The organism is Paraburkholderia domus, from assembly GCF_905220705.1.
Classification (GTDB): Bacteria; Pseudomonadota; Gammaproteobacteria; order Burkholderiales; family Burkholderiaceae; genus Paraburkholderia; species Paraburkholderia domus.
Genome location: NZ_CAJNAT010000003.1, coordinates 506,953 through 529,028, shown reverse-complemented (window position 1 = coordinate 529,028; position 22,076 = coordinate 506,953). Strand labels below are relative to the sequence as shown.

The 22,076-nt window shown below is 61.6% G+C and carries 21 protein-coding genes and 1 pseudogene; 12 read left to right on the top strand and 10 right to left on the bottom strand.

Features of this window, described 5'->3' with window-relative positions; all coding sequences use genetic code 11:
* The first annotated feature begins 30 nt into the window (after positions 1-30).
* On the top strand, positions 31-1,371 hold the full coding sequence (locus tag KHO31_RS10125; RefSeq protein ID WP_211623212.1) for a glycosyltransferase WbuB: 1,341 nt from the start codon (positions 31-33) through the stop codon (positions 1,369-1,371).
* A 31-nt stretch (positions 1,372-1,402) separates the two neighbouring features.
* Here KHO31_RS10125 and KHO31_RS10120 read toward each other — a convergent pair whose 3' ends face one another.
* Positions 1,403-1,903, bottom strand: a complete 501-nt coding sequence (locus tag KHO31_RS10120; RefSeq protein ID WP_201080502.1) for a hypothetical protein — start codon at positions 1,901-1,903, stop codon at positions 1,403-1,405.
* Positions 1,904-2,079: 176 nt separating this feature from the next.
* On the opposite strand from KHO31_RS10120, the gene KHO31_RS10115 reads away from it, so the two are divergent.
* Both KHO31_RS10115 and KHO31_RS10110 read left to right on the top strand, forming a co-directional pair.
* Positions 2,080-2,700, top strand: coding sequence for an LbetaH domain-containing protein (locus KHO31_RS10115; protein ID WP_201108261.1), 621 nt, complete (start codon positions 2,080-2,082; stop codon positions 2,698-2,700).
* A 231-nt stretch (positions 2,701-2,931) separates the two neighbouring features.
* A complete protein-coding gene (locus KHO31_RS10110; RefSeq protein ID WP_211623211.1) occupies positions 2,932-4,674 on the top strand; it encodes an FAD-dependent oxidoreductase in 1,743 nt (580 codons plus the stop codon).
* A gap of 45 nt (positions 4,675-4,719) precedes the next feature.
* On the opposite strand, the gene KHO31_RS10105 is transcribed toward KHO31_RS10110, so the two are convergent.
* Together KHO31_RS10105 and KHO31_RS10100 are read right to left on the bottom strand one after the other, a co-directional pair.
* Positions 4,720-5,934: a glycosyltransferase gene (locus KHO31_RS10105; RefSeq protein WP_201108263.1), complete on the bottom strand. Its 1,215-nt coding sequence runs from the start codon at positions 5,932-5,934 to the stop codon at positions 4,720-4,722.
* Positions 5,931-7,424, bottom strand: a complete 1,494-nt coding sequence (locus KHO31_RS10100; protein ID WP_211623210.1) for a hypothetical protein — start codon at positions 7,422-7,424, stop codon at positions 5,931-5,933. The genes KHO31_RS10105 and KHO31_RS10100 overlap by 4 nt, the downstream gene beginning before the upstream one ends.
* 281 nt (positions 7,425-7,705) lie before the next feature.
* Between KHO31_RS10100 and KHO31_RS10095 the strand changes: the two genes are divergently transcribed.
* Positions 7,706-8,854 carry an acyltransferase family protein gene (locus KHO31_RS10095; protein ID WP_201122931.1) on the top strand — a complete coding sequence of 383 codons (1,149 nt, stop codon included), beginning with the start codon at positions 7,706-7,708 and terminating at the stop codon, positions 8,852-8,854.
* A gap of 120 nt (positions 8,855-8,974) precedes the next feature.
* Here the strand turns inward: KHO31_RS10095 and KHO31_RS10090 are convergent, their stop codons facing one another.
* Positions 8,975-10,165: a glycosyltransferase gene (locus KHO31_RS10090; protein WP_201080490.1), complete on the bottom strand. Its 1,191-nt coding sequence runs from the start codon at positions 10,163-10,165 to the stop codon at positions 8,975-8,977.
* Positions 10,166-10,525: 360 nt separating this feature from the next.
* Between KHO31_RS10090 and KHO31_RS10085 the strand changes: the two genes are divergently transcribed.
* Complete coding sequence (locus tag KHO31_RS10085; protein ID WP_201080488.1) at positions 10,526-11,779, top strand: oligosaccharide flippase family protein; 1,254 nt, start codon at positions 10,526-10,528, stop codon at positions 11,777-11,779.
* Positions 11,779-12,858 (top strand): glycosyltransferase, encoded by a 1,080-nt coding sequence (locus KHO31_RS10080; protein ID WP_201080551.1) that lies wholly within the window; start codon positions 11,779-11,781, stop codon positions 12,856-12,858. The genes KHO31_RS10085 and KHO31_RS10080 overlap by 1 nt, the downstream gene beginning before the upstream one ends.
* A gap of 48 nt (positions 12,859-12,906) precedes the next feature.
* Here the strand turns inward: KHO31_RS10080 and KHO31_RS10075 are convergent, their stop codons facing one another.
* The 3 genes from KHO31_RS10075 to KHO31_RS10065 all read right to left on the bottom strand — a co-directional run bounded on the left by KHO31_RS10075 (position 12,907) and on the right by KHO31_RS10065 (position 15,558).
* Complete coding sequence (locus KHO31_RS10075) at positions 12,907-13,911, bottom strand: hypothetical protein (RefSeq protein ID WP_211623209.1); 1,005 nt, start codon at positions 13,909-13,911, stop codon at positions 12,907-12,909.
* An 80-nt stretch (positions 13,912-13,991) separates the two neighbouring features.
* On the bottom strand, positions 13,992-14,594 hold the full coding sequence (locus KHO31_RS39205; RefSeq protein WP_236071131.1) for a hypothetical protein: 603 nt from the start codon (positions 14,592-14,594) through the stop codon (positions 13,992-13,994).
* 337 nt (positions 14,595-14,931) lie between these two features.
* Positions 14,932-15,558 (bottom strand): phosphatase PAP2 family protein, encoded by a 627-nt coding sequence (locus KHO31_RS10065; protein WP_201080482.1) that lies wholly within the window; start codon positions 15,556-15,558, stop codon positions 14,932-14,934.
* A gap of 230 nt (positions 15,559-15,788) precedes the next feature.
* Between KHO31_RS10065 and KHO31_RS10060 the strand changes: the two are divergent.
* The 3 genes and pseudogenes from KHO31_RS10060 to KHO31_RS39200 form a co-directional block, all read left to right on the top strand.
* Positions 15,789-16,001, top strand: a pseudogene (locus tag KHO31_RS10060) (AAA-type ATPase lid domain-containing protein); the annotation flags it as partial.
* Positions 16,002-16,268: 267 nt separating this feature from the next.
* A complete protein-coding gene (locus KHO31_RS39985) occupies positions 16,269-16,484 on the top strand; it encodes an IS66 family transposase (RefSeq protein WP_407945929.1) in 216 nt (71 codons plus the stop codon).
* The gene (locus KHO31_RS39200) at positions 16,456-16,755 is read left to right on the top strand and encodes an IS66 family transposase (RefSeq protein WP_268963804.1); all 300 of its coding nucleotides are present in this window, start codon (positions 16,456-16,458) and stop codon (positions 16,753-16,755) included. Before KHO31_RS39985 ends, KHO31_RS39200 begins: the two co-directional genes overlap by 29 nt.
* Positions 16,756-16,878: 123 nt before the next feature.
* Here KHO31_RS39200 and KHO31_RS10045 read toward each other — a convergent pair whose 3' ends face one another.
* Together KHO31_RS10045 and KHO31_RS10040 are read right to left on the bottom strand one after the other, a co-directional pair.
* On the bottom strand, positions 16,879-17,283 hold the full coding sequence (locus tag KHO31_RS10045) for a DUF2471 domain-containing protein (RefSeq protein ID WP_201080476.1): 405 nt from the start codon (positions 17,281-17,283) through the stop codon (positions 16,879-16,881).
* Positions 17,284-17,311: 28 nt separating this feature from the next.
* On the bottom strand, positions 17,312-17,593 hold the full coding sequence (locus tag KHO31_RS10040) for a hypothetical protein (protein WP_201080475.1): 282 nt from the start codon (positions 17,591-17,593) through the stop codon (positions 17,312-17,314).
* 367 nt (positions 17,594-17,960) lie between these two features.
* Here KHO31_RS10040 and KHO31_RS10035 point away from each other — a divergent pair, with 367 nt between their 5' ends.
* The 3 genes from KHO31_RS10035 to groL all read left to right on the top strand — a co-directional run bounded on the left by KHO31_RS10035 (position 17,961) and on the right by groL (position 20,555).
* Positions 17,961-18,188 (top strand): winged helix-turn-helix domain-containing protein, encoded by a 228-nt coding sequence (locus KHO31_RS10035; RefSeq protein ID WP_201084794.1) that lies wholly within the window; start codon positions 17,961-17,963, stop codon positions 18,186-18,188.
* 381 nt (positions 18,189-18,569) lie between these two features.
* The gene (gene groES, locus KHO31_RS10030; RefSeq protein ID WP_007178996.1) at positions 18,570-18,860 is read left to right on the top strand and encodes a co-chaperone GroES; all 291 of its coding nucleotides are present in this window, start codon (positions 18,570-18,572) and stop codon (positions 18,858-18,860) included.
* 54 nt (positions 18,861-18,914) lie between these two features.
* The gene (groL, locus tag KHO31_RS10025; RefSeq protein ID WP_172310826.1) at positions 18,915-20,555 is read left to right on the top strand and encodes a chaperonin GroEL; all 1,641 of its coding nucleotides are present in this window, start codon (positions 18,915-18,917) and stop codon (positions 20,553-20,555) included.
* Between the two features lie 193 nt (positions 20,556-20,748).
* On the opposite strand, the gene KHO31_RS10020 is transcribed toward groL, so the two are convergent.
* The gene (locus tag KHO31_RS10020; RefSeq protein WP_201080472.1) at positions 20,749-21,609 is read right to left on the bottom strand and encodes a hydroxymethylpyrimidine/phosphomethylpyrimidine kinase; all 861 of its coding nucleotides are present in this window, start codon (positions 21,607-21,609) and stop codon (positions 20,749-20,751) included.
* Between the last annotated feature and the right edge of the window lie 467 nt (positions 21,610-22,076).

The window sequence follows — 22,076 nt, the reverse complement described above, 5'->3', positions numbered from 1 at the left end:
GCGAAGCTCTAACACGTTCTGGCAGCCACAATGAAGATTCTGATCTACGGCCTCAACTACGCGCCTGAACTGACGGGAGTGGGCAAGTACACGGCCGAGATGGCTGTGCTGCTGGCGAGCCGTGGCCACGAGGTTCGTGTGGTGTGCGCGCCGCCCTATTACCCTGAGTGGCGCGTTGCTGCGAACTATGTGTCCTGGCGGTATCAGCGCGAGATGCGCGACGGCGTGACGATCTGGCGTGCGCCACTGTGGGTGCCGTCGCGTCCCAGCGGCCTGAAGCGGATGCTGCATCTCGCGAGCTTCGCCGCTAGCTCGTTGCCGCTACTCGCGCGGCAGGTGCTGTGGCGCCCCGATGCGGTGATGCTGATCGCGCCGACCCTGATGTGCGCGCCAGCTACGCTGGCGCTCGCACGTCTCGCGCGCGCGAGTGCCTGGTTGCATATTCAGGACTTCGAGGTCGATGCGGCCTTCGATCTGGGCCTTCTGAAAAGCTCGCGCGCAGCCCGCGTGGCGCGCTGGATCGAAAGCACGCTGCTGCGGCGCTTCGCTACCGTGTCGTCGATTACGCCGCAGATGAGTTCACGTGCGGTGGACAAGGGAGTCGAGCCATCGCGGGTCGTGTGCCTGCCCAATTGGGTCGATGTGTCGACCATCTTTCCGCTTGCGCGCGCGAGCGACTACCGGCGTCTGCTGGGCATTCCGGTTGACCAGAAGGTGGTGCTGTACTCGGGCAACATGGGTGCGAAACAGGGCATCGAAACGCTCGCGGATGCGGCGGCGATGCTTGCCGCACGTGCCGATGTCACCTTCGTTTTCTGTGGCAGCGGCGCCGCGAGAGAGAGCCTGCTCGAGCGCTGCGCGGGATTGACGAACTGCGTTTTTATTCCGCTGCAACCGGTGGAGCGCCTGAACGAACTGCTCAATCTCGCCGACATTCATGTTCTGCCGCAACGTGGCGATGCCGCGGATCTGGTGATGCCTTCGAAGCTCACCGGCATGTTCGCAAGCGGGCGCGCCGTGGTGGCCATGGCGCGGCGCGGCACGGGGCTCTACGACGCGGTGTTGCCGCGCGGCGTGGTCGTGCCGCCGGACAACGTCAAGGCTTTGGTGGCGGCGATCACGGTGCTGGCGAGCGACCGCGAACGCCGCGCGGCGCTCGGCAAGGCCGCACGCAATTATGCGGAGCGCACGCTATCGCCGGAGTCGACGATTGGCACCTTCGAAGCGCGGATGGCGACGCTGCTTCGTGAACCCGCCGGCAAACGTGGAAACGCGGAGGCGCCGTATTTCAATGGCACGGCGGGATCTTCAACCGCGGTGGCCTCGCGGCGGCGAAAATCGGCTACAGCGGAGGAAGCCGCGCCGGATTGATCCGGTACGCGGCCATCTCATGAATGCGATATCACCACGGGGATCGGTAGACGGCGTGCTTGCCCGGATCGTACGGATCGGCGTAAGTGGTTTTCGCTGCGCCCTCGGGCATCAAGGCGTTGGCCGCATTCGGACCGCCCGGCTGGCCGGCCACGCGCACCTTGCCGTTGGCGGCGGCCTGCGCCTTGTTGCGCTGGCCCTTGCCCACAGCCGGCTGCCCGCCTTGCCCTCCGCCCAACACCGTCATGCGTTGTTCGTCGAGCAGCGCTGCCTGCTGGGCGTCGGCGGTATTGCCTTGCTGTGCGTCGGGCGACCCGTAGTCGCGTGGGGCGCCCAGCAACTTTGCTTCGTTGTTGCGATGCGCTGCGCCAGGGTTGGCGGGTGCTGCTGGGGCAGGGGTGCCGTAGCTGGTCGCAGCCGTAGCGGCAAGGGTCGGTGCAGCGGGCGCTGCGTTCTGCGCGAACGCCGGTGCGGCACACGTGGCGATGGTGAGAAACAGCGAGGTGGTTGTATGCCGGAACGAGATGGTCATCGTATTCCCCAGGAAGATGCGGTCTCAATAGAGCTATCGTGCGCCAACCAGTACGTGTGTAGCCGCCAAAACGCTTCCCTGTACGGCCATGATGCTACATTTAGTAAGGAGTCGAAACATAATGTAACAACGACGCACGAGTATGTCGACTCCCGTTCGTGGTCAGGAGAAATCTGATGGGTAACGTTGCCGACGATCCGCACATCGGCCGCATACCGGAAGTCGAAGACGTCCGTGAGAATGGCCGTGTCATCGATCTGAGCCTGGCCGGAAAGGGAAACTATTGCGCGAAGCGCGGTGCCTTGGTCGAGCTCATCTGGTTTGTCGTTGAAGCCTGCGTGATCAACAACAAGCTGCTGCCTCTGTCGTCGGTTCGGGTGGCGTTGTTACGCCTGTTCGGCGCGAAGATCGGCGTGGGTTGCCGCTTCGTGCATCCCCTGCGCGTGAAGTCGCCGTGGAATCTGGAAGTGGGCGATAACTGCTGGTTCGGCGTCGACGTCTGGATCTATAACCAGGCGTTGATCCGCATCGGATCGAACGTCTGCATTTCCCAGGGCACGTTCCTGAGTGCCGGGTCTCACGACATGAGCACCACGATGGATCTGCGCGTGGCGCCGATCGTCATCGAGGACGGCGTCTGGATCACGTCGAAATGTGTTGTGCAGATGGGGGTGACGATTGGCCGTTCGGCCGTGGTGACACCTTTGTCCGTCGTGCATCGTTCGCTCGATCCCGAGGGCGTGTACGGCGGCAATCCCTGTCGTTTTATCCGGAAACGTTTTGGTTCCGTGACCTGAAGCACAGATAGAAAACCACAGCGTTTATACGCTGGCGAGGCCAAGTCGTTCACAAGCCGGTATGTCGGCGGCCGCAATGGGATTGTTGTCGATCGATTGCTTTGATCAACGCCCGCGGCGATGCTGATGACGTGTTCGGTAACGACATCTGCGTGGTTTGCTCGCCAGCCCCGGTTGGATGAGTAGCCGAATTGACGCACTCAGAATGCAGGAAGACGATGGGGAGTAGGGATGTTCATCGATACTCGCACTGTTGAACACAACACGGTCATTGAAACGACGGTCTGCATCATCGGCGGAGGTGTCGCCGGCATTACGCTTGCATTGGAGATGTCGAGGGCCGGGGTCGACACCTGCATGCTTGAAAGCGGGGGCTTCGGGCCTGACGACGAAACCCGCGACCTTTATCGCGGCGAGAACGCCGGGCTTCCCTATTCGTTCGCGGACGGCTCGCGCAGCCGCTACTTCGGCGGCAGCAGCAACTGCTGGGGTGGATGGTGCCGCCCGCTCGATCCGTGGGACTTCGAGAAGCGCGACTGGATCCCGCACAGCGGCTGGCCGTTCGGCCTCGAAGAACTGGCGCCGTACTACGCGCGTACGCATGAACTGTTGAAGCTCGGCCCGCAGAATTTCGACCCCGCTTACTGGGAGCGTGAGATCGGGCGCCATGACGTGCGCCGCATACCGCTCGGCACCGGCGATATGCGCGATACCGTTGCGCAGTTCAGCCCGCCAGTGCGTTTCGGTAAGGTCTATCGCGACGAGCTGTCGCGCTCACCGCGGGTGCGCGTGTTTCTGTATGCGAATGTGCAGAGTATCGACGCCGATGCTCAGGGCACGTCCATTTCGCGGCTGCAGGTGGCGACCATCAGTGGACGCAAGATGACGGTGACCGCCCGGATTTTCGTGCTGGCCACCGGTGGCATCGAGAACGCGCGGCTTCTGCTCGCCTCGAATAACGTGCACGCAACGGGCCTTGGCAATGCCAACGATCTGGTAGGCCGGTACTTCATGGATCATCCGCGGATGATGTGCGGAAAGGTGCGTTTTCGTCCAGGCAACGCTCGCAACAAACTGTATGACATCAAGTACCACTATCAGAATGCCGCGGTATCCGCACACGGCACGAAGATATCCTCACAGTTCGCGCCAAAGCAGGAGTTGATGGAGCGCGAGAAGCTGCTGAATTCACGTGTGTGGATCTATTCGCGCTGGTACGGTGAAGGAACCGCGGGGTCCGAAGCGCTGATCCACTGCAAGGAAGCGCTACTGCAGAAGGACCAGCCGGGCCGCAGGCTCAAAAACGATATCGCCACGATGATCGCGCACCCGCTGCACACCGTGGGCTACGGTTTGACGCGGCTCCTGCAATGGCCGTTGCTGATCACCGACGTGACGTTGCAGGCAATCGTCGAAGCGGTGCCCAATCCGGATAGCCGGGTCACGTTGTCGGCCGATAAGCGGGACCGGTTCGGCATGCCGCGCGTGAAGGTGGAGTGGCGTCTGGGCGAACAGGTGCAGCGCACCTTCGACAAGACCTTCTCGTTGCTCGCGCAGGAGTTGCAGCTGGCCGGCATCGCGGACGTCGAACTCGATGCGCCGCTCGAAGGCCGCCCCTGGCCCGCGAAGCTGGAGGGCACGTGGCACCACATGGGCACCACGCGCATGCACGATTCACCGCGTGAAGGTGTGGTCGATCGCGATTGCAAGATGCATGGGATGAGCAATCTCTACGTGGCGGGCAGTTCGGTGTTTCCAACCGTCGGCGCCAACTTTCCGACCATCACGATCGCCGCGCTTTCGCTGCGGCTCGCGGGTCATCTGGTGCGGCAACTGGACGTGCCGGATGTGGTCGGCAACACACGGGTCGAGGCTGCCAACAGTTCGCTGATGTCGACTCAGCCGCAGCAGCCTCAAGCCGAAAACCTGCCGATTGCAGCCTCGACCTTGACACCGTTGATGAAAGAGCAATGAAGACCGCCGGTGACTGCGCTTGGCGGCGCACGGTCACCGGCCCGGTTACCGGCTCGGTTGAGTGGCTTCGCGCAGCGTGGGGGGCGTGCTTTCACGCGTTTCGCCGGCACCGCCCTTAGTTTCCAGCAGAGCGGTCAGCGCGCTGACCATGGTTTCGACCCGGAAGCGTGCTTCGAAAGTGCGAGTCGCCTGAGCGCGCATGGTGGCGCGCGTGCTGTCGTCGAGTTCGAGCCAGCGCACGAGATTCTTTTCCGTACCATCGACCGTGTCGGCGGCAACCATTCCTGCGCCGTCCGCTTCGATCTCGCGCCACACGTTGACCTTGTCCGAGATCAGCGCGGGCAGTCCGCAGCCGAGCGCTTCAGCAACTGCTACGCCGAAGTTTTCCTGATGCGAGGGCAGAATGAACACGTCGCTTGCATGAAATGCGCCCCACTTGAGATCGCCCTGCAGCATGCCCGGCAGACTGATGCGGTGCGCGATGCCGGCTGCCTGGGCCTGGGCGCGCAAACTTGCCACCCAGCCGGTCTCGTCGGGACCCGCAATCATGAGATGCAGCGACGGATCGCGGCTGGCGACGCGCGCGAACGCATCGATCAGCAGATCGCAGCCTTTCTTCACGTGGATGCGGCCGAGAAACAGCACGATGCGTTTGCCGCGCAAACCGGGCACGGCTTGCAGGAACGCTTCGCGCAAGGGCGCGGCTTCAAGCGGCGGCACGGTCGCGCCGTACGGCACGATCTGTTCATGCGCCCGGTATAGCCAGAACGATTGACGGGCGCGTGCGCGCTCTTCCTCGGTCGTATAGATAACGGCGCGTGCGTCGCGCAACACCCGGTATTCGGCCCATGGCCAGTACAGCCACTTCTTCAGATGCTTGAGCGGGTAAGCCTGTTTGAACCACGGGTCGAGCATGCCGTGCACGTACACATAGTAGGGCACACCGCTTTTATGCAGCGCTTTCCATGCCGCGAAGCCGTGGTACTGCCACAAGCCGTGCACGATGACCGCGTCGAACCGGTTCGCGTTGGCGACGAGCCACGGCGCAAGTTGCGCGCTGTAGCTGTAGCGGCTGTTGACGGGGCCGAACGCGTGGACCGGAAACGGAAAGGCCGCCAGGTAGGCGTCACCAGGGGCATCGCAGGTGGCCACTTCGATTTGGTGCCCGGCATCCTGCATCGCCGCGCCGCTGCGGCGAACACCTTCAACCGGGCCGCCTGCGCGTGGATCGATGCTTGCAAGCAGATGGAGGATTTTCATCGGGCGATATTCGGTCGATTGGAGCGTGGCGTCGACGCGGTGCGCGACACGAGGGCGCCGAACCGGCTGGAGCCGGGCGCGGCGGTTGCCGTGCGCGACATGCCGAGGGTCGTCGCGAGATCGGCGCGGCCCATGCCGGGCTGGATTCTGCCCGGCAATTCAGGCATCGCGGCCGGTCGCAAATGCCGTGGAGCCGGCGTGCGCTTCACCCGCGCAGGCAGTGCGCGCTGCAATCGCGCGTGCGTGGCGATCATGAGGCCGAGGGCGAGGCCGAATACCAGTCCTGAGAAACGCGGCCCCAGCGGATTGCCGCCGATCGACGTGGCGGGCAGTGCGGCAAACAGCATGATGGCGCGACCTAGCACCGGAAGCATGGGCGCGTCGGGCACCACCGAGCGCCAGTAGCGATACGAGAAGAAGCAGATCGCCAGCGCGGCGAGTGTCGCCAAAGGCATGGCGATGCCGAACAGCAGTCCGCCCGCGAAGAGTTGATAGACCCAGAAGTTGTGGCCCGCGGCCCATTCGTTGATCGCGTAGAAGTCTTTCTCGCTGATCTGGCCGGCGAGGTCCGGCAGGTAGGCGGGGGAATAGCGGTAGTAGTGGCCGTAGCCTGCGCCGAACAGCAGCGTTACCGGCGACGCCGTCACCTGGTCATACTGATCGCGCATCTCGGCGAGGCGGGTGATGGTGGTCGGATCCTTGCCGGTGACTGTTTCCTCTGACGCGAATATACGCTGTGTCCAGTGCTCGGCGACGGTCGGAAAGCTTAGCGCCGCGACCCCGGCCACGCCGGCCAGCACGGCGCCCGCGATCACCGTACGGGCAACCGCGCGCCAAACCTGCCGGATCGACGGCGCGGACAGCGCCATAGCCATCAGGAACAGCAATACAGTGCCGAGCAGCAAACTGCGCGTGACGCTCAGCAACTCGACGATCACACTGGCGGCGAACACAGCGATCGTGAAAAAGGAATAGCGTTTGGCGACGATGAATTCGTGCAGCAGCACGCCTTGCAGCCCAAGCAACGTCACCGAGATGATGCGATAGCGGACGTCTTCGAGATCGCCCCCGGTCGCCATGCCGTAGATTAAGGTGAACACGAGACTGATCACGTTGGCGAAGAACAGGGCTCTCTCGAACTGCGAGATTCTGTATTCGCTCCACGGACGGCAGGCCACGAAATAGCCGAGCGCAAACAGTGCGAACGGCAGCAGGACACGCAGATAGTTGCCGGTGTCGTTATCCTGAACCAGCTGGGCGACGATGCTGCCGAACACACACAGCAGCATGCTGAAAGTGACCGCCGAGCGTAACCGCGAGCGGTCGTGAAAGCGTGGTGCGATCAGCACGAGGGCGAGGCCCGCGGCGATTGCTGGGATCACCAGCGCGGATTGGGCGAAGTGGCCTACGTTGGCGTCGGTCGCTTTATAGTCCAGCGAAAGCGGTAACAGTAAAAACCATATCCAGAGCGTCGCATACTGATGGCGCATTGCTGATTCCTCCCCGTGCTGTCGATCCGCCGTCGGTCTAAGCGGACGGTCTCGCATCGGGTCATTGTGCGGGAAACTGCGCGCTTGGCCGTTGCGCGTGTCCGGTTTCGTCGCCGATTGCCTGGATTCTGGCGACAGTGGCAAGGGCGGTCACTGCAAGACGCGCGCACACTTCCTTATGTTGTCGGCCAATGCCTTGATGTTGGCGCGCACGCACGCGTGCCGCCACCGAAGATGCAAAAAGGGACATGCGCCCGCGAATGGTGACAGGGGAGAAAAACATGAAATTATTCGGCGGGGCGGGACCCGCAACAGGCAAGCGAGCCATCGAGCTGGATTTCGTGCGCGGCATCGCGATTATCATGGTGATGGGCTTTCATTTTCACGCCGTTCATACTGACAACTTCCTGATCCATATCGTCGAGTACCCCCTGAAGAATTTTGGGCGTGAAGGCGTCAATCTGTTCTTTACGCTCAGCGGCTTTCTGGTTGGCGGCCTGCTGCTCCGGCAGTACGCCGAAACAGGTAACGTCGACGCCAAGCGCTTTATCATCCGGCGGATTTTCCGCATCTGGCCCGCGTATTACATCCTGATCGCCTTTCATGTGCTGGCCGGGCGCCATCCGTGGAATACGTTTCTGTTCCAGAACCTGACCCACCTGCAGAACTATCTGGGCACCTCGATTACCCAGACCTGGAGTCTCGCGGTCGAAGAACACTTTTATCTCGTCCTGCCAGCGCTGCTATTGCTGTTCGCGCGCTGGCGTCTCGGCGCATGGACGATTGTCGGCGTGCTCACCGGAATCTGCGCGGTGGTGCTCACCGCGCGCTGCTTCGCGGTGGCGGGCGGCAACCTGGAAGGAGCATTCGCGTACACGCAATACCGGATCGACAGTTTGCTGGTCGGCGTGATCCTGTCCGCGATCTACTGGATGAAACCGGGTGTCTACCATCAACTCGCGAAGCGCAAGTGGCTGCTGGTCGCCAGCATCGTGGCGCTATGCGCGTGGCTCGCCTTTGCGACGCCACACTTCGCGCTCGACGAAAGCATCGGTTACACGATTCAGGCGATCGGTTTCGCCGCGCTGATTGTGTTCGTGCTGGAGTATTCGGGATCGCTTCGTTCGTCGTGGGTGTATCGCGGGATTGCCTGGATCGGCCTCTATTCGTACGGCATTTACCTGTGGCATTCGCTTGCGCTCGCCCCGGGCGACATGCTGATTCGCAAAGCAACCGCGATGGGTCTTGCACCGAGCGTGATCTGGATTGTGGCGCTCACCGCGCAGTTCGCTTTCGCGATTGCGATCGGCTATGTCACAACCCGCGCGATCGAGTATCCGTTCCTGCGTATGCGTAATGCGCTGTTCCCTGAAAAGCGCAACAGTTCGGTGCGGGAAGAAGTGCCTGTTGCGGGTGGCCAGTTATCCTGAGTATGCTCAACCGTGCGGCCGGCCCCGCTGCCGGCCAGAGAATGGCGCATGGAGCCATTCGAGCCTCTAAGTCTCGTCTGTCTGCCGAGGTGATGGTGCGTCGAAGGGCGTGTTGCCGGATCAGGCCATCTGCTGAAGCAGGGTCTGCTTGAATTGCCGGAGCGTATGCCGTGACAGCAGATCTTCGCGTGCCGCCGGAACGGCTTGCGGCGCGTGCGGCCACGAGGTCATCGTCTCCGTGATCGCACGGCCGATCGAAGCGGAGCTCAGGTCGCTCAGAATCGGTCCCAGTTCGCAGCGCCGGCTGAACCAGCCGATCAGTCCGTCTTCTGTTGCAATCACGGGCTTGCCGAAGCGGTACGCCTGCACGAGCACGCCGCTCATTCCATAGTGTCCCTTGTAACCTAGCCAGACTGCGTCGCAGGCGGAGAACAGATCGCGCTCGACGTCGTTCGCAATGAACGAATCCAGTATCACTGGCGCGGGCGTGAGGCTGCGCACATGATTGCGCATGAAATGGCGCGTGCCCGCGTCCTGCTCGCCCGCAACGATCAGCGTGGGCGCGTGCTCCAGACGGGTCAGCGCGTGAACCAGTTCGTAGATGCCTTTGCGTTCGGTGATCGAGCCGTACACCAGCAGATAACGTTGCGTGAGGTCCAGTCCGAGCCGCTCGCGGGCCAGCACCGGATTTTCCGCTCGCTCGTCGGGAAACGGGTCCGCCACGTAGGCGACGGCCGCGCTGTTCTTCGAGGCGTTGTGCGCCGACCATTCCGGCAGCGTCGGGTCGATTGTCAGCAGCGTGCGCAAGCCGGGGGTCTGGATTGCGCGCTTGAAAAGCAGTGCCTTGATCGCATTCACGATCGGACGATCAGGCGACTTGATGCCGACCTTGTGATGATGGAACGTCGAACGCATGGTGATGCCGATCCACGGTGTCTTGCGAAACGGCGAGCCGAGAAACGGCAAAGCATAGAAAAAGTAATCGACGTAGGGCACAACCACCAGCCTGATCGGTTGCGCATGGCTGACGACTCTATGTACGCGCTTGAAATAGCGGTGAAAGCGCGAGTACTGGTTCGACTGGCCCAGCAGGCCGCGTGGCCGCTCCTGCGGATCGACGAACGCGATCTGCAGATCCGCACGGTTCGCGGCGACGATCTGTCTGGCGAGCCGATGGTCTTCGTTGGCGGACTCCGTCGCGAGCATGCACGGATAGCCGGCTTCCGTGCAGGCCTGCATGATCCATTCGACATAGCGCCAGCGATGGCCGGTGAGGTTGGGTTCCACAATCAGGACGTAGTCTTGTTCCATCGATGCAGTGGTCGTCAGTGGTCGTCAGTGGTCGAATGCGTTGCGGAAGAGCACGCTCACCCCGCCTGCCTTCGGGCGCGCTAGCTGAACAACGTTAGCATCGGCGGCGCGAGCGGACCTGTCTATTTGACCCGTTCTGTGGCTAAACGTACTAGCGCGCAATGGGTTCGGCTGAACGGGCCTAGCTGATGGCGGTTGTCGCCGATTCTCTCGCGGTAAGGTCGTGCATAGCAGCAATGAAAAAGCTCGCCAGCTTGCTGGTGCAACCTAACTATTTATGCGCCGGCGGCGTACGCAGCGATGCGTTGAATCGCTGCGTGTGGCCGACTCAGCGGCGCGCCGATTCGACGGAGATACAGCTTGCGGGCGATCAGGCTTCCGGCGCTCTCGATGGCGACCAGCTTCGGCGCGAGCGCAGCGACGTGGGTGCTGTTGCAGCAGTTCGCCGTGCGTGGACTCGTAGCGATCAAATTTCTTGCGATTGGCCGGATGCTCGGGCCGGCGGCAATCGGCAGCGTGAGCGTGGCCTTGCTCGCGGTGGCGATTGCGGAGGCATTATCGGACACGGGTCTCGCGCAAGCGGTTATTCAGGGCGAACATCCTCCGACGCGCTCGCAACTCGGCGCCGTGTGGACGACGCTCACCGCGCGCGGCGTGCTCATCTCACTGCTGCTGGTCGCGCTCGCGCCATTGCTGAGCAGCCAGTTTCATCTGAACGGCTCACTGGTGCTGATTCAGCTCGCCGCGCTACTGCCGCTCTTGCGTGGTCTGGCATCGCCCACGTACTACCTCGTGCAGCGCGAGCGGCGCTTCCAGCATATTGCCGGCGTCGAGGTGGCGGCGTCATTCGTCGATTGCTCGGTCGGTCTGGCGCTCGCGTATTTCGGCGCCGGTGCGGCCTCGGTGCTGATCGGCCTCGTGGCCGGTGAAAGCCTGAAAAGCACGCTGACCTGGGCGACGATGAAACCGCGCCCGCCGATCCGCGCGGTCTGGTCGGGCATCGGTCATTACGTGGGTTTCAGTCGGTGGATCTGGGCGAGCAGCGTGGTCAATCTGCTGCTCAACCAGTTCGACAAGGTCGTGGTCGGCAAACTGCTCGGCCCGGCGCAACTGGGCGGCTATCAGATGTCGTCGCGGCTCGCGCAGATGCTGCTTGCCGACGCCGCGATCGCCATGTCGCAATACCTCTTCCCCACCTTTGCAGCGCGTCATCGCCGGAATCCGCAGTCGGCATCGCGGCTCATCAAGATCTACCTTCTCGTGATCGCGGTGGGGCTGGCGGCGTTCGTCGAGGTGCTGAGACTGATCGCCGAGCCGCTCTTCTCGCTGATTCTCGGCGCGGCCTGGTTGCCTGCGGTGCCGTTGTTCAGAATTCTGGTGATTAATATGGCGATCGGCGCGTTGATCGCCGTGCTGGTCGCTTATCTGCGCGCGGTGGGTGATGCGAAGGCAACCGTGCATGCGTCGCTGATTCAGGTTGTCGTGCTGCTGGTCAGCGTGCCTCCGGCGGTTCACTGGTGGGGCGTGACGGGCATTGCCTGGTCGATGACCGTTGGCCTTGGCTGCGCCGCGGCGTGGATGCTGTTCAGGACGCTGGCCGCAAGGATTCCATGATGCGTGTTTTACATCTGGTTCTGGCGCCGCGTTTGTCGGGCGCCGAAGTTCTCGCGAAGGACCTGGCTATCGATCAAGGCGCCGAGGGCATGGCGGTGTGCGTGGCCTCGCTGCTACCGGCGCATGCCGAATTCCTGCCCTTGCAGGACGAACTGCAGCGGCACGGCGTGCAGTGCTGGTTTCCGCAGCGGCGCAAACGCATCGCCGGCAAACTGTGGAATCTGTTCTTCGCGGTGCGGCGATTTCGCCCGGACGTGATTTTCGCGCACGCGACGATTCCTTCGTTTTATGCGCGCGCGTTGCCGCTGCGCACGCCGGTCGTGTACGTCATGCATTCGGCGATCAACGACTTCGAGCGGCCATTGTTCCGGCGCATCGAGCATATGCTGTCTGGACGTGCCCGCGTCGTGATCGGCGTATCCCAGCAAGGGGTGATGGACTACGTGCAGACCATCGGGCCGCATCCTTCCATGACCGTGGTGCCCAACGGTGTCGACCTCGGTCGTTTCGCGTTTACCGACGGCGCCGGGTGTAGCGGCCGGGCGCCGCAAGTCGTGCAGATCGGGCGGTATGCATCGGTGAAGAATCAGCTTCTGACGGTGCATGCCTTCGGCGAGGTGCTCAAGCGGGTGGCAGACGCGCGCCTCTTACTGTACGGCGTGGTCGAGGATCCGGATTACCAGCGCGCGGTTATCCACCTCGTGCGGAAGTTGGAACTCGTGGACCGTGTCGTGGTGGCGGGGCCGCGCTCCGACGTGGCGAGCGTGCTGTCGGAGTCGAACGTGTTCGTCATGCCCTCGCGCTGCGAGGCGCATAGCGTGGCGTTTCTCGAAGCACTGGCCTCCGGGATTCCGATCGTCGCGAGCAAGATTCCGTCGTTTGCGTTTGCGAGTGGATTTCCCGGCGTGCAGTTGGTCGATACAGACGATGTGCCGTGCTATGCGGAGGCTGTTGTCGCGGCGCTAGGGCAGGCGCGGGCGCAACGCCCGCTTGCCGGCCTCACGCTCAGGGATACGGCGGCGCGCTATCGGGCGATCGCGCATCAGGTCAGTCGTCGTTTGGCTGTACCGGCCCGTTAGTTCACCCTGACCACCCTGGCAAGATTTCGCTTACCGTGCGCGTCGCGTTCAATGGTGGCTGATGGCGATACTGCGCTCTTCGGGTGTGGCCTCGGGCGCGGATGCCGGCGGCCACGAGCTCGCCAGTTCGGACTCGCGCAAGGCGAGCGAGACAAGAAGCTGGGCTTCCTTGCTGCTCGAATCGAGCTGCAGCGCGTCGCCGGCCTTGTGCCAGACGCACGCCCATCGCGCGATATAGCCACAACCGCGCGCTATGCTGAGTAGCGCGTCCCGCTGCTGTTCACGCTCGGCCACGGCTGCGCGCAAGCGCAGCGCCTCGGGGTTGTCCGGCTGTACCGCGATGGCCGCCGCGAGGCGCGCTTTCGTCGCAGACAGATTGTTCTGTTGCAGATTGGCGCGGGCGGCTCTCATCTGCTTCGAGGCATCCACGCGAGGTTTGTCGGGCGGCTTGCTGGTCTGGCCGCCCGGATTGTGCTTTGCCTCGGCCGATGCGGTCACCGTGCGGCCTGGCGCCGGCAGCGTAGACGGCGGTGGCGGGGTAGGAGGCGTTCGCACGGGTGTGGGCCTCACCGGCCGTTGCGCGACGAACGCAGGCAGCGACCGCTGAGCAACCGCAACTGGCGGTTTGGCGTTCTGGCTTTTCACCTTGCCGGATACCGCGATCGGGGTGCCGTCGACCGAATCGTTGCTGTGGATGAAGCCCAGGTAGACGGCGGAGGCTACGATCACCACCGACGCGCCCAGCACGAGAGGCTGGCGCAGTCTCTGCGAGACGGGGGCGGTGACCGGCGACTCTTTGGTGACGGCGTACGGATCGGTTAACTCTCTTGAGGAAGGGCGCCAGATGCGTGGCGTGATCAGCCGGGCGGGCAGCATCGGCTGGGTGTTTTCCAGCGGGACTTTCAGGGGTGGTGGAAGCGTGATGCGCGCGCCGAACGAATCAACCGGACGCGCGTTGCATTGGGGGCACGGCGTAAAGCGGCCGGCTAGCGGCGCACCGCAGTGCTCGCATTGGGGGTAATCATGCTGATCTGAATTAACGTCGCTAAGCATTGCCGTTTCGCAAATGGGCGTCGAATGCCGGCGCCACAATCAAGAAAAACGAGGCACCGCAACGAGGCTGGCAAGCGGGATTACTGTGTGACGACGTAACCCCGAGCCTGCATGCACGCGCCCCACGCGGCCCAGTACTGTGTCATTGGCGGTTCGGGTGCCGGCAAGGGCGGCAGCTTCACGCCAGATGCCGATGCTGTCGGCGCAGCGCCCGCCGCTGCTGTCTCCGAGGCGCCGTTATCTGCGATGGTTGCCGATGCCGGCGTAGCCGCCGCGGTCGTTGCGGTCGCGTTCGTAGCCGTGGTCGAACTTGCCGTCTTCGTCGCCGCCGCGGTCGTTGCCTTGGCCGTCGTTGTACTCACGGCGGGCACGCTTGCACCGGATGCGGCCGCTGGCATGCTCGTGCCCGGCGGGGTCGCTGAAAAACTGCTGGACGGCAAGGGTGGCCGCGACGGCGCACCGGTCGACGACGTTTTGGTGGCCGCTGGTTGGCGCGGCGGAAGCTGCGATTCGTGCGCCATGTTGACCTTGGTCTGCTTGTTGGCCGTGGCGTAGCACATCGCGTTGTCGATGCTGCGCTGATAAGCGTTTTGACTTCGGATGGGATAGGTGACCGGCTGCCATGCGATGGCAGCACTGCTAAACACCCATAGCGTCAACGCTGTATATGTTCTGATTCTCATCGCAGTCGCTCCCGCAGCGATGTTTCGCCGTTCGCCGGCAATCGCGCTTCGCGGTATGTTCTGATGGCTGCTGAGTCTGCCGCTGAACGGCGGCTCACTGCCGCGAAGGCTTCTTGCTTGAGCGTAACACTGGGTCTCGTCGGCAGAATGCGCCGCATAGCGCGCGAAAACGCCATTCTGCAGTCGAATCACGACATATTCGCATGCGTTTTACGTCGGAGAAGCCAGGCAACCGTGACACCCCGTGTCCGGACCAATCTGTCTGCACAATGCCTTGACCCCGTCACAGACGAAAAGATCTCCCCTGTACCGAAAGCGGTCGGTGCCGCGGGTCTGTCTAGCGAGTTTCAACCGCTTGCGGTTTGCTCCATTGCGTCACTTCGGACGCGTTGCTGTCGATCCAGTTGGAAACGGGCACGATCTTGCCGTGACAAATCACGATGAGCGCCATTGCGGTCGCTGCGAACGGCGTGGAGTCGTGCATCGAAAACTTCCCGACTGAAAAGGTGCGGACACGTGACCGAGACATCAGGCTGCATGTCATGCCCGCGATAAGCGTGCCGAGCAGCCACCCGGTCACGACTTCGGCAGTTGAATGGAAGCCCAGGAGGACCCGCGACACGCCGATCGCCAATGCGCAAGCGAAGCCGAGCAGGTAAGCCAGCCTGGCAGTGCGTGGTTTTGCCTGAGTCGCGCAGAGGCCAAAAGTCGTTGGATAGACTGCGCTGGCCAGCATGGAATGACCACTGATGACCGCAAAGTTCAGTGCAGAGATTTCGACTCCCCATCCTGCATGGGCAAGCCTGCTTGCTGCCACGGCCAATACCCCGACACTAAAACAGCTCGTCCAGGCAAGCAGTGGTCGCCACGCCCGCGTCGCTGCAAGCCACAATATGATGACTCCGGCGAGGAGCGATGTCAGGTACGGATCGCCGAAATTGGTTATATAAGATAGCAGCCGCACAGAAACTCCCTATGTTGGACAGGCCGGTTGACTTGTTACTAGCTCACTTGCGCGATCTGGCGCAAATTGGCACTCCGCGCATACCACGTGCTACGCATGCGTTAGTGTTGCACTCTGTGGTCACGCTCTTCCGGGCGCTCGCTCCCGTCACGTGTTGTTCCATTTCTTCTCCGTATAACATGATCGAGTGACTTGTTCCGTGCGGTTTGGAACCGACAGCGACCGATACGCTATATCGACTTGCCGGTGTGCTGCGCATTGCGGAACCGCCGCTCAGGGAGCGCGGTGAGGATATCGAGGCACTCGCGTATCACATGCTGGAAAAATGCCGTTCCGACGCCACTCATCAGATCCGCGGATTCTCCGACGAAGCGATCAAGACGATGTGTGCGCATAGCTGGCCTGGCAATGTTCGCGAACTTGTGAACCGCGTCCGCCGCGCGGCCGGTCACTACACGCAGCCCGCGAGCTTGAGATCTCGCGGGCGACGCTTTACCGGCTAATGGCGAACTTCGGTGACCGTGCGCATCAGAACAGCATTGCTGTTTCCACGCGGCCCGCTAATGTCCCTGCCGCATGCAACGAGGGTCAGGAAGAATGGAAGGCACGCTACGCCAACGTGGGCAACGCCCGGCGTAAAGACTGAGCGCGTCATGAAGGTATGCGTTTGTAGTTTTCCTCGAACCTGACAATGTCGTCTTCGGCCGAAGATCAATGCGAGCGCGAGCCTGCTGGCTAACATTTTGGTCAACACCTACGTCGATCACCTGCCTTTGAACCGGCAGGAGATGCGCTATGCACGACGTGGTGCGCACCTGCCCCGGCAACGCTGTGCGAATGGAAGCTGGCGGCGGCTGAGTTGCTCGAAGTGCGGCCGCTACCGCTGCGGGCTACCAGTTGCAGGCCCCCCGCATGCACGTGGATGACACGACGACGCTGCAGTTGCTCGATAAGGGTCGCACGGCGACACGTACCGCGCGATTATGGGGCTATCTTGGCGCCGGCCAACGCGAGGAGAACGGTGTCTGGGTCGACCACCCGCCGGCGGTCGTGTTCGAGTTCGCGGAATCGCGCTCCGGTTCGCATCCGCTGCGGTGCCTGCAGAAGTACAAAGGTTACCTGCAGGCGGACGCGTACAGCGGACATGGCGCACGCTACGAAACCGGAGGCCTCGTCGAGGTCGGATGTAGGGCGTGACGCTCAGCCAACTCTGAACCTGCGGCTCACTTCAGTTGGAACTATCTGGAGTTTGGTTCGTTTAACTTTGAACTTTCTGGAGCGCATTCAAAAATATAACGGCTAACGGTCGATGTTGGCGCGCTAGTCCTGTGTAGCCACATCGGTAGCGTCGGCCTGTACCAGTGCGCGCACGAGCAGGTACACGGCTGGCAAGTTGTCGTCGTCACGTCGCCAGTCGACGGGCTCGTCGAGATCCATTCCGGACAAACGACTGTCCTCAAACCGGACAAACGTCGAGCGTACTGTCTCGTTGTGCCTCGCCCGGAAGCCCCGATTCTCAAAGACCTGTTCATCGATTGTCAGCAGCGTGCGCCAGGTCGGCAATTGCGCGCCACTTGAGTAGCGGTGACGGCCATTGTCGAGGTAACGACCTGCGACTGTGGCAATGATCTGCTGGAGGTCGAGCGACGCGCTGCGGAGTGCGCGTTCGAGGGCGACAGGATTGACGTCGTGGACATCCATATCAAGACCAGGCTCGTTAGTCATACGGTTATCTTCCTGAAGACTCGCAGCATCAAAGTTGATGCTTCAACAATGCTTGGTTTCGCTGTGCCAACAACTGGCGGATCTGGGCAAGATAGTTATCGCCGACCGTGCAGTCTTCAACAGGCCGGCTATGTTGATGGGGCGTTGGTGGACGTACGCCGAGATAGCGGCACACAGCGGACACGTACGGTTTGCCGTTGCCTCCCAGATGTCGCGCAGCAGCAGCCACGCGCACGTCTCCGACATGCTTGCACAACCACGCAAGCGTTTCGCGGTCACCGTCGTTCAAGATGCGGATGAGCTGGTTCATGACCGATCCTGTATATAAAAACAGTACTGTGAATTTATACAGTATTTATCCAGGATGCAAGTTAATTCGCAGGACGTTGGGCCAGGCGGACAGATCATGCACAGCTACACAATCTGTCACTCCACATCCGTTGATCTTCGTAGGAACGACTACGTCGAAAGAATGGTCACCAGCGCGACGGCGGAGTCTCCGGCAAGCTGTCCACCGTTGTTCTCAGCAAGCGCGACTTTGGCGCCAGGTCGGTTCCACAAATCAAACGGCGGTCAATTCAATATTGCGCTGAATTGAGCGTGCACATCCAACGCATGGGGGCTGGCAATGACGCGTGTCGGAAATGTCGACGTCTCCGTTGAAACCCGTGAGGCGTATGTCGACGGGAAGCCGGCCGTTCTCGGCGGGCGGGGCAATGGATGTGCTTGTTCTCCTTGTCCAGGCCAATAACGCCGTGGTTTCCAAAAACGACATCATGCGTGCGGTATGGCCCGACACGGTGGTCGAAGACAGTAACGTTTACGTTCAGGTCTCGGCTATTGAGACCGATAGGCCGGCGACGGTCGGTCGCATCATGTTCTTCGATCTGCCAGAGCGCGACTGATGATTGCGATTTTTATAGGGGCTTTCCCTGGGTGGCGAAAGCCGCTAGCACGCGCAAACGAATGCAGTTAGATAGAGCATTGAGTCGTACTGCGCGCACTACATAGCGGATAGCAGATTCGGCTATAAGCTTTTGTTTTTGCTGGGAATCGTTTGCCGCGACGGCGGCCGAGTGCCGCCCGGAAGTTCGAGCTTAAGTGAACAGAGTTCGAAGTTAAGCGAATCTCGACATCGACATCGACACCACATCCCTTCTTGAATTTGTCACCACCCGTCCATATAATTAGCACTCGCTGCACGAGAGTGCTAACAACATCGCCGGTTGGCTCAGCCAGCCGGGTTTTCTCAGCGTTCTTCAGTCTCAATCAAGAGAGGAGTATGTATGAACCTTCGTCCTTTGCATGATCGCGTGATCGTCAAACGTCTGGATCAAGAAACCAAGACTGCGTCGGGCATCGTGATCCCCGAAGCCGCAGCAGAAAAGCCGGATCAAGGCGAAATTCTGGCAGTCGGCCCGGGCAAGCGTGACGACAAGGGTGCACAAATCGCACTCGACGTGAAAGTTGGTGACCGCGTCCTGTTCGGCAAGTATGCAGGCCAGACCGTCAAGGTCGACGGCAACGAACTGCTCGTGATGCGCGAAGAAGACATCATGGCCGTGGTGCAGAAGTAAGCGCTGGTCGCTACTTTTCCCGGTCATATCCCAGAGAATTCAAGGAGTTAGAAGATGGCAGCTAAAGACGTCGTATTCGGTGATTCCGCCCGTGCCAAGATGGTTGAAGGCGTGAACATCCTCGCGAACGCTGTGAAGGTCACGCTGGGCCCGAAGGGTCGCAACGTTGTCCTGGAACGCAGCTTCGGCGGCCCGACGGTCACGAAGGATGGTGTTTCGGTCGCGAAAGAGATCGAACTGAAAGACAAGCTCCAGAACATGGGCGCGCAAATGGTCAAGGAAGTTGCTTCCAAGACCAGCGACAACGCAGGTGACGGCACCACGACCGCAACGGTTCTGGCTCAGTCGATCGTCCGCGAAGGCATGAAGTATGTCGCATCGGGCATGAACCCGATGGATCTGAAGCGCGGTATCGACAAGGCTGTGACGGCCGCGATCGAAGAACTGCGCAAGATCAGCAAGCCGTGCACGACCAACAAGGAAATCGCTCAAGTCGGCGCGATTTCGGCGAACAGCGATTCGTCGATCGGCGACCGTATCGCAGAAGCGATGGACAAGGTCGGCAAGGAAGGCGTCATCACGGTTGAAGACGGCAAGTCGCTGCAAGACGAGCTGGACGTGGTTGAAGGTATGCAATTCGACCGCGGCTACCTGTCGCCGTACTTCATCAACAACCCGGACAAGCAAGTTGCAGTGCTCGAGAACCCGTTCGTGCTGCTGCACGACAAGAAGGTCTCGAACATTCGTGACCTCCTCCCGGTCCTGGAACAAGTCGCTAAGGCTGGCCGTCCGCTGCTGATCATCGCAGAAGACGTCGAAGGCGAAGCGCTGGCTACGCTGGTTGTGAACAACATCCGCGGCATCCTGAAGACTGTTGCTGTCAAGGCTCCGGGCTTCGGCGATCGTCGTAAGGCCATGCTGGAAGACATCGCTGTCCTGACCGGTGGTCAAGTCATCGCTGAAGAAACCGGCCTGACGCTCGAAAAGGCAACGCTGGCTGAACTGGGTCAAGCGAAGCGTATCGAAGTGGGCAAGGAAAACACGACGATCATCGACGGCGCTGGCGAAGCTGCAACGATCGAAGCGCGCGTGAAGCAAGTGCGCACGCAGATCGAAGAAGCAACGTCGGACTACGACCGTGAAAAGCTGCAAGAGCGCGTGGCCAAGCTGGCCGGCGGTGTTGCAGTGATCAAGGTCGGTGCTGCGACCGAAGTCGAAATGAAGGAAAAGAAGGCACGTGTCGAAGACGCACTGCACGCAACGCGCGCAGCTGTGGAAGAAGGCATCGTTGCTGGTGGCGGCGTCGCACTGATCCGTGCACGTACGGCAATCGCTGGCCTGAAGGGCGCTAACGCCGATCAGGACGCAGGTATCAAGATCGTGCTGCGCGCAATGGAAGAGCCGCTGCGCCAGATCGTCACGAACGGCGGCGAAGAAGCCAGCGTCGTGGTGGCAGCTGTTGCAGCTGGCACGGGCAACTACGGCTACAACGCAGCAACTGGCGAGTACGTCGACCTGGTTGACGCAGGTGTCGTGGACCCGACGAAGGTGACGCGCACGGCGCTGCAAAACGCAGCTTCGGTCGCTGGCCTGCTGTTGACCACCGACGCAGCTGTTTGCGAACTGCCGAAGGAAGATGCTCCGATGGGCGGCGGTATGCCCGGCGGCATGGGCGGCATGGGCATGGACATGTAATTTCGGTTGGGCCTCTCCCGTTAGAGGCCCAGTTCGAAGCACATGGGGCAGTGCGCCGCGAGGCGTGCTTCCTAAAAGAAAAAACCCGCAGAAATGCGGGTTTTTTTATGGGCGTTGTTTGGCCGAGGCCAAAGCCAAAGCGGAATCGCTTGTTGGGCGCCTGCCGCTCACGCCGCAGGCGCTTCGTGTCGAATCAATGCCGTGCTTCGCCCGGCGCTACGTCCTTGCCGGCGGCGGGTGGGGTGTCGTCGTCGCTGCTACGGGCCCAGAAGAAGCGGTCCGGCATATACGCGCCCATTCCTGGGCGGAATGCACTGCGCACCGCCTGGTACAGATACTCCTGCGCCTCGCGCACGGCTTCCGCCGGTTCCTGGCCATTGGCCAGCAAGGCGGCAATCGCGGCACCGAGCGTATCCGTGATCCCCATGATCCGATGGCTGCCGCGGTCCCACATATCCTGGCGCAACTGGCCGTCTTCGCTGAACAGCGTATTGACGAGCCGATGTGTGCCGGTTTCCGTCGACAGAATGTATTCGCAGCCTTGTGACAGCAGATGCGAAATCGCTGCGTCGAGGCTCGGCGATTCGGCGTCGCCATCCGGCTGGGCGAGGGCAAGCAGCGTGGCCGAATCGGCGACCAGCAAGGTGGTTTGCGGCGCCAGCAGGTCGGCAATCGCTTCGCGCAGTTCGTCGGCGGCGAGCACGTGTTCGTCGTCGAGCGTGAAGTCGGGGGCGAGAATCAGCGGGATGTCGTCGTAATCGGCGACCACCTCCGCAATGGCGCTCACCACTTCTGCGCGCGTGCATGCGCCGACCTTGAATGCGGCGATCGGCATGTCTTCGAGGAGCATCCTGGCCTGGGTCGCGACCACTTCAGGATCGAGCCCGGTGACTTCGTCGCAGCTTGCCGAGTCGCGCACGGTATAGCCCGTGAGCACGGAGACGCCATGGCAGCCCATGCTGGCAAGGGTCATCAGGTCGGCTTGCAGGCCGGAGCCGCCGGTGGGATCGGAAAGGCCGAAGGTGAGGACGATCGGAGGCGTGTCGCTGGGCATGAAAATTTACGAAAAGGAGCTGTATTTAGGCGCAGACGGTGCGCAATCGGCTCAATTATGCGGCCTAAACCGTCGGGAAGGCGTTTTTTCCTATTCTTCGGCGGCGAGGGCGCCATTGAGTCGCAATATGATACGGATTGACGCGATCCGCATAGTCCGAGGTCGTCGCGTCCTACGTTTGACGGCCCCTGATCCAGTGCGCGCCAAATCTTCGTATTCAGGCCCGGTAATGATAGTGCGGACTTCGCAACCGGCCCCAACCCTGTAAGGGCGGCGTCTGCTACTGGCGCTAGACGACAATGTGCGCACCGTCGCTACGACCCGCACAAGTAGGTCGGGAACCTGAAGTTGACCCGCCAAAACGGACACCTATCCTTTTGATCAACAGGTGCACGTGCTTGCCCTCACCGTCGAACTCGCATACGTTGCCAAAACGCTGCGCGTGTCATCAAGAATCTCATTGGTGA

Bases quoted from the DNA above. Each gene is read 5' to 3' on its own strand.
- KHO31_RS10105 (WP_201108263.1), bottom strand. From the start codon at position 5,934: ATGAAAATCCTCCATCTGCTTGCAAGCATCGATCCACGCGCAGGCGGC.
- groES (WP_007178996.1), top strand. From the start codon at position 18,570: ATGAACCTTCGTCCTTTGCATGATCGCGTGATCGTCAAACGTCTGGAT.
- groL (WP_172310826.1), top strand. From the start codon at position 18,915: ATGGCAGCTAAAGACGTCGTATTCGGTGATTCCGCCCGTGCCAAGATG.
- KHO31_RS10125 (WP_211623212.1), top strand. From the start codon at position 31: ATGAAGATTCTGATCTACGGCCTCAACTACGCGCCTGAACTGACGGGA.
- KHO31_RS10045 (WP_201080476.1), bottom strand. From the start codon at position 17,283: ATGACTAACGAGCCTGGTCTTGATATGGATGTCCACGACGTCAATCCT.
- KHO31_RS10075 (WP_211623209.1), bottom strand. From the start codon at position 13,911: ATGCTTAGCGACGTTAATTCAGATCAGCATGATTACCCCCAATGCGAG.
- KHO31_RS39205 (WP_236071131.1), bottom strand. From the start codon at position 14,594: ATGAGAATCAGAACATATACAGCGTTGACGCTATGGGTGTTTAGCAGT.
- KHO31_RS10020 (WP_201080472.1), bottom strand. From the start codon at position 21,609: ATGCCCAGCGACACGCCTCCGATCGTCCTCACCTTCGGCCTTTCCGAT.
- KHO31_RS10115 (WP_201108261.1), top strand. From the start codon at position 2,080: ATGGGTAACGTTGCCGACGATCCGCACATCGGCCGCATACCGGAAGTC.
- KHO31_RS10095 (WP_201122931.1), top strand. From the start codon at position 7,706: ATGAAATTATTCGGCGGGGCGGGACCCGCAACAGGCAAGCGAGCCATC.
- KHO31_RS10080 (WP_201080551.1), top strand. From the start codon at position 11,779: ATGCGTGTTTTACATCTGGTTCTGGCGCCGCGTTTGTCGGGCGCCGAA.
- KHO31_RS10120 (WP_201080502.1), bottom strand. From the start codon at position 1,903: ATGACCATCTCGTTCCGGCATACAACCACCTCGCTGTTTCTCACCATC.
- KHO31_RS10040 (WP_201080475.1), bottom strand. From the start codon at position 17,593: ATGAACCAGCTCATCCGCATCTTGAACGACGGTGACCGCGAAACGCTT.
- KHO31_RS10100 (WP_211623210.1), bottom strand. From the start codon at position 7,424: ATGCGCCATCAGTATGCGACGCTCTGGATATGGTTTTTACTGTTACCG.
- KHO31_RS10035 (WP_201084794.1), top strand. From the start codon at position 17,961: ATGTCGACGGGAAGCCGGCCGTTCTCGGCGGGCGGGGCAATGGATGTG.
- KHO31_RS10110 (WP_211623211.1), top strand. From the start codon at position 2,932: ATGTTCATCGATACTCGCACTGTTGAACACAACACGGTCATTGAAACG.
- KHO31_RS10090 (WP_201080490.1), bottom strand. From the start codon at position 10,165: ATGGAACAAGACTACGTCCTGATTGTGGAACCCAACCTCACCGGCCAT.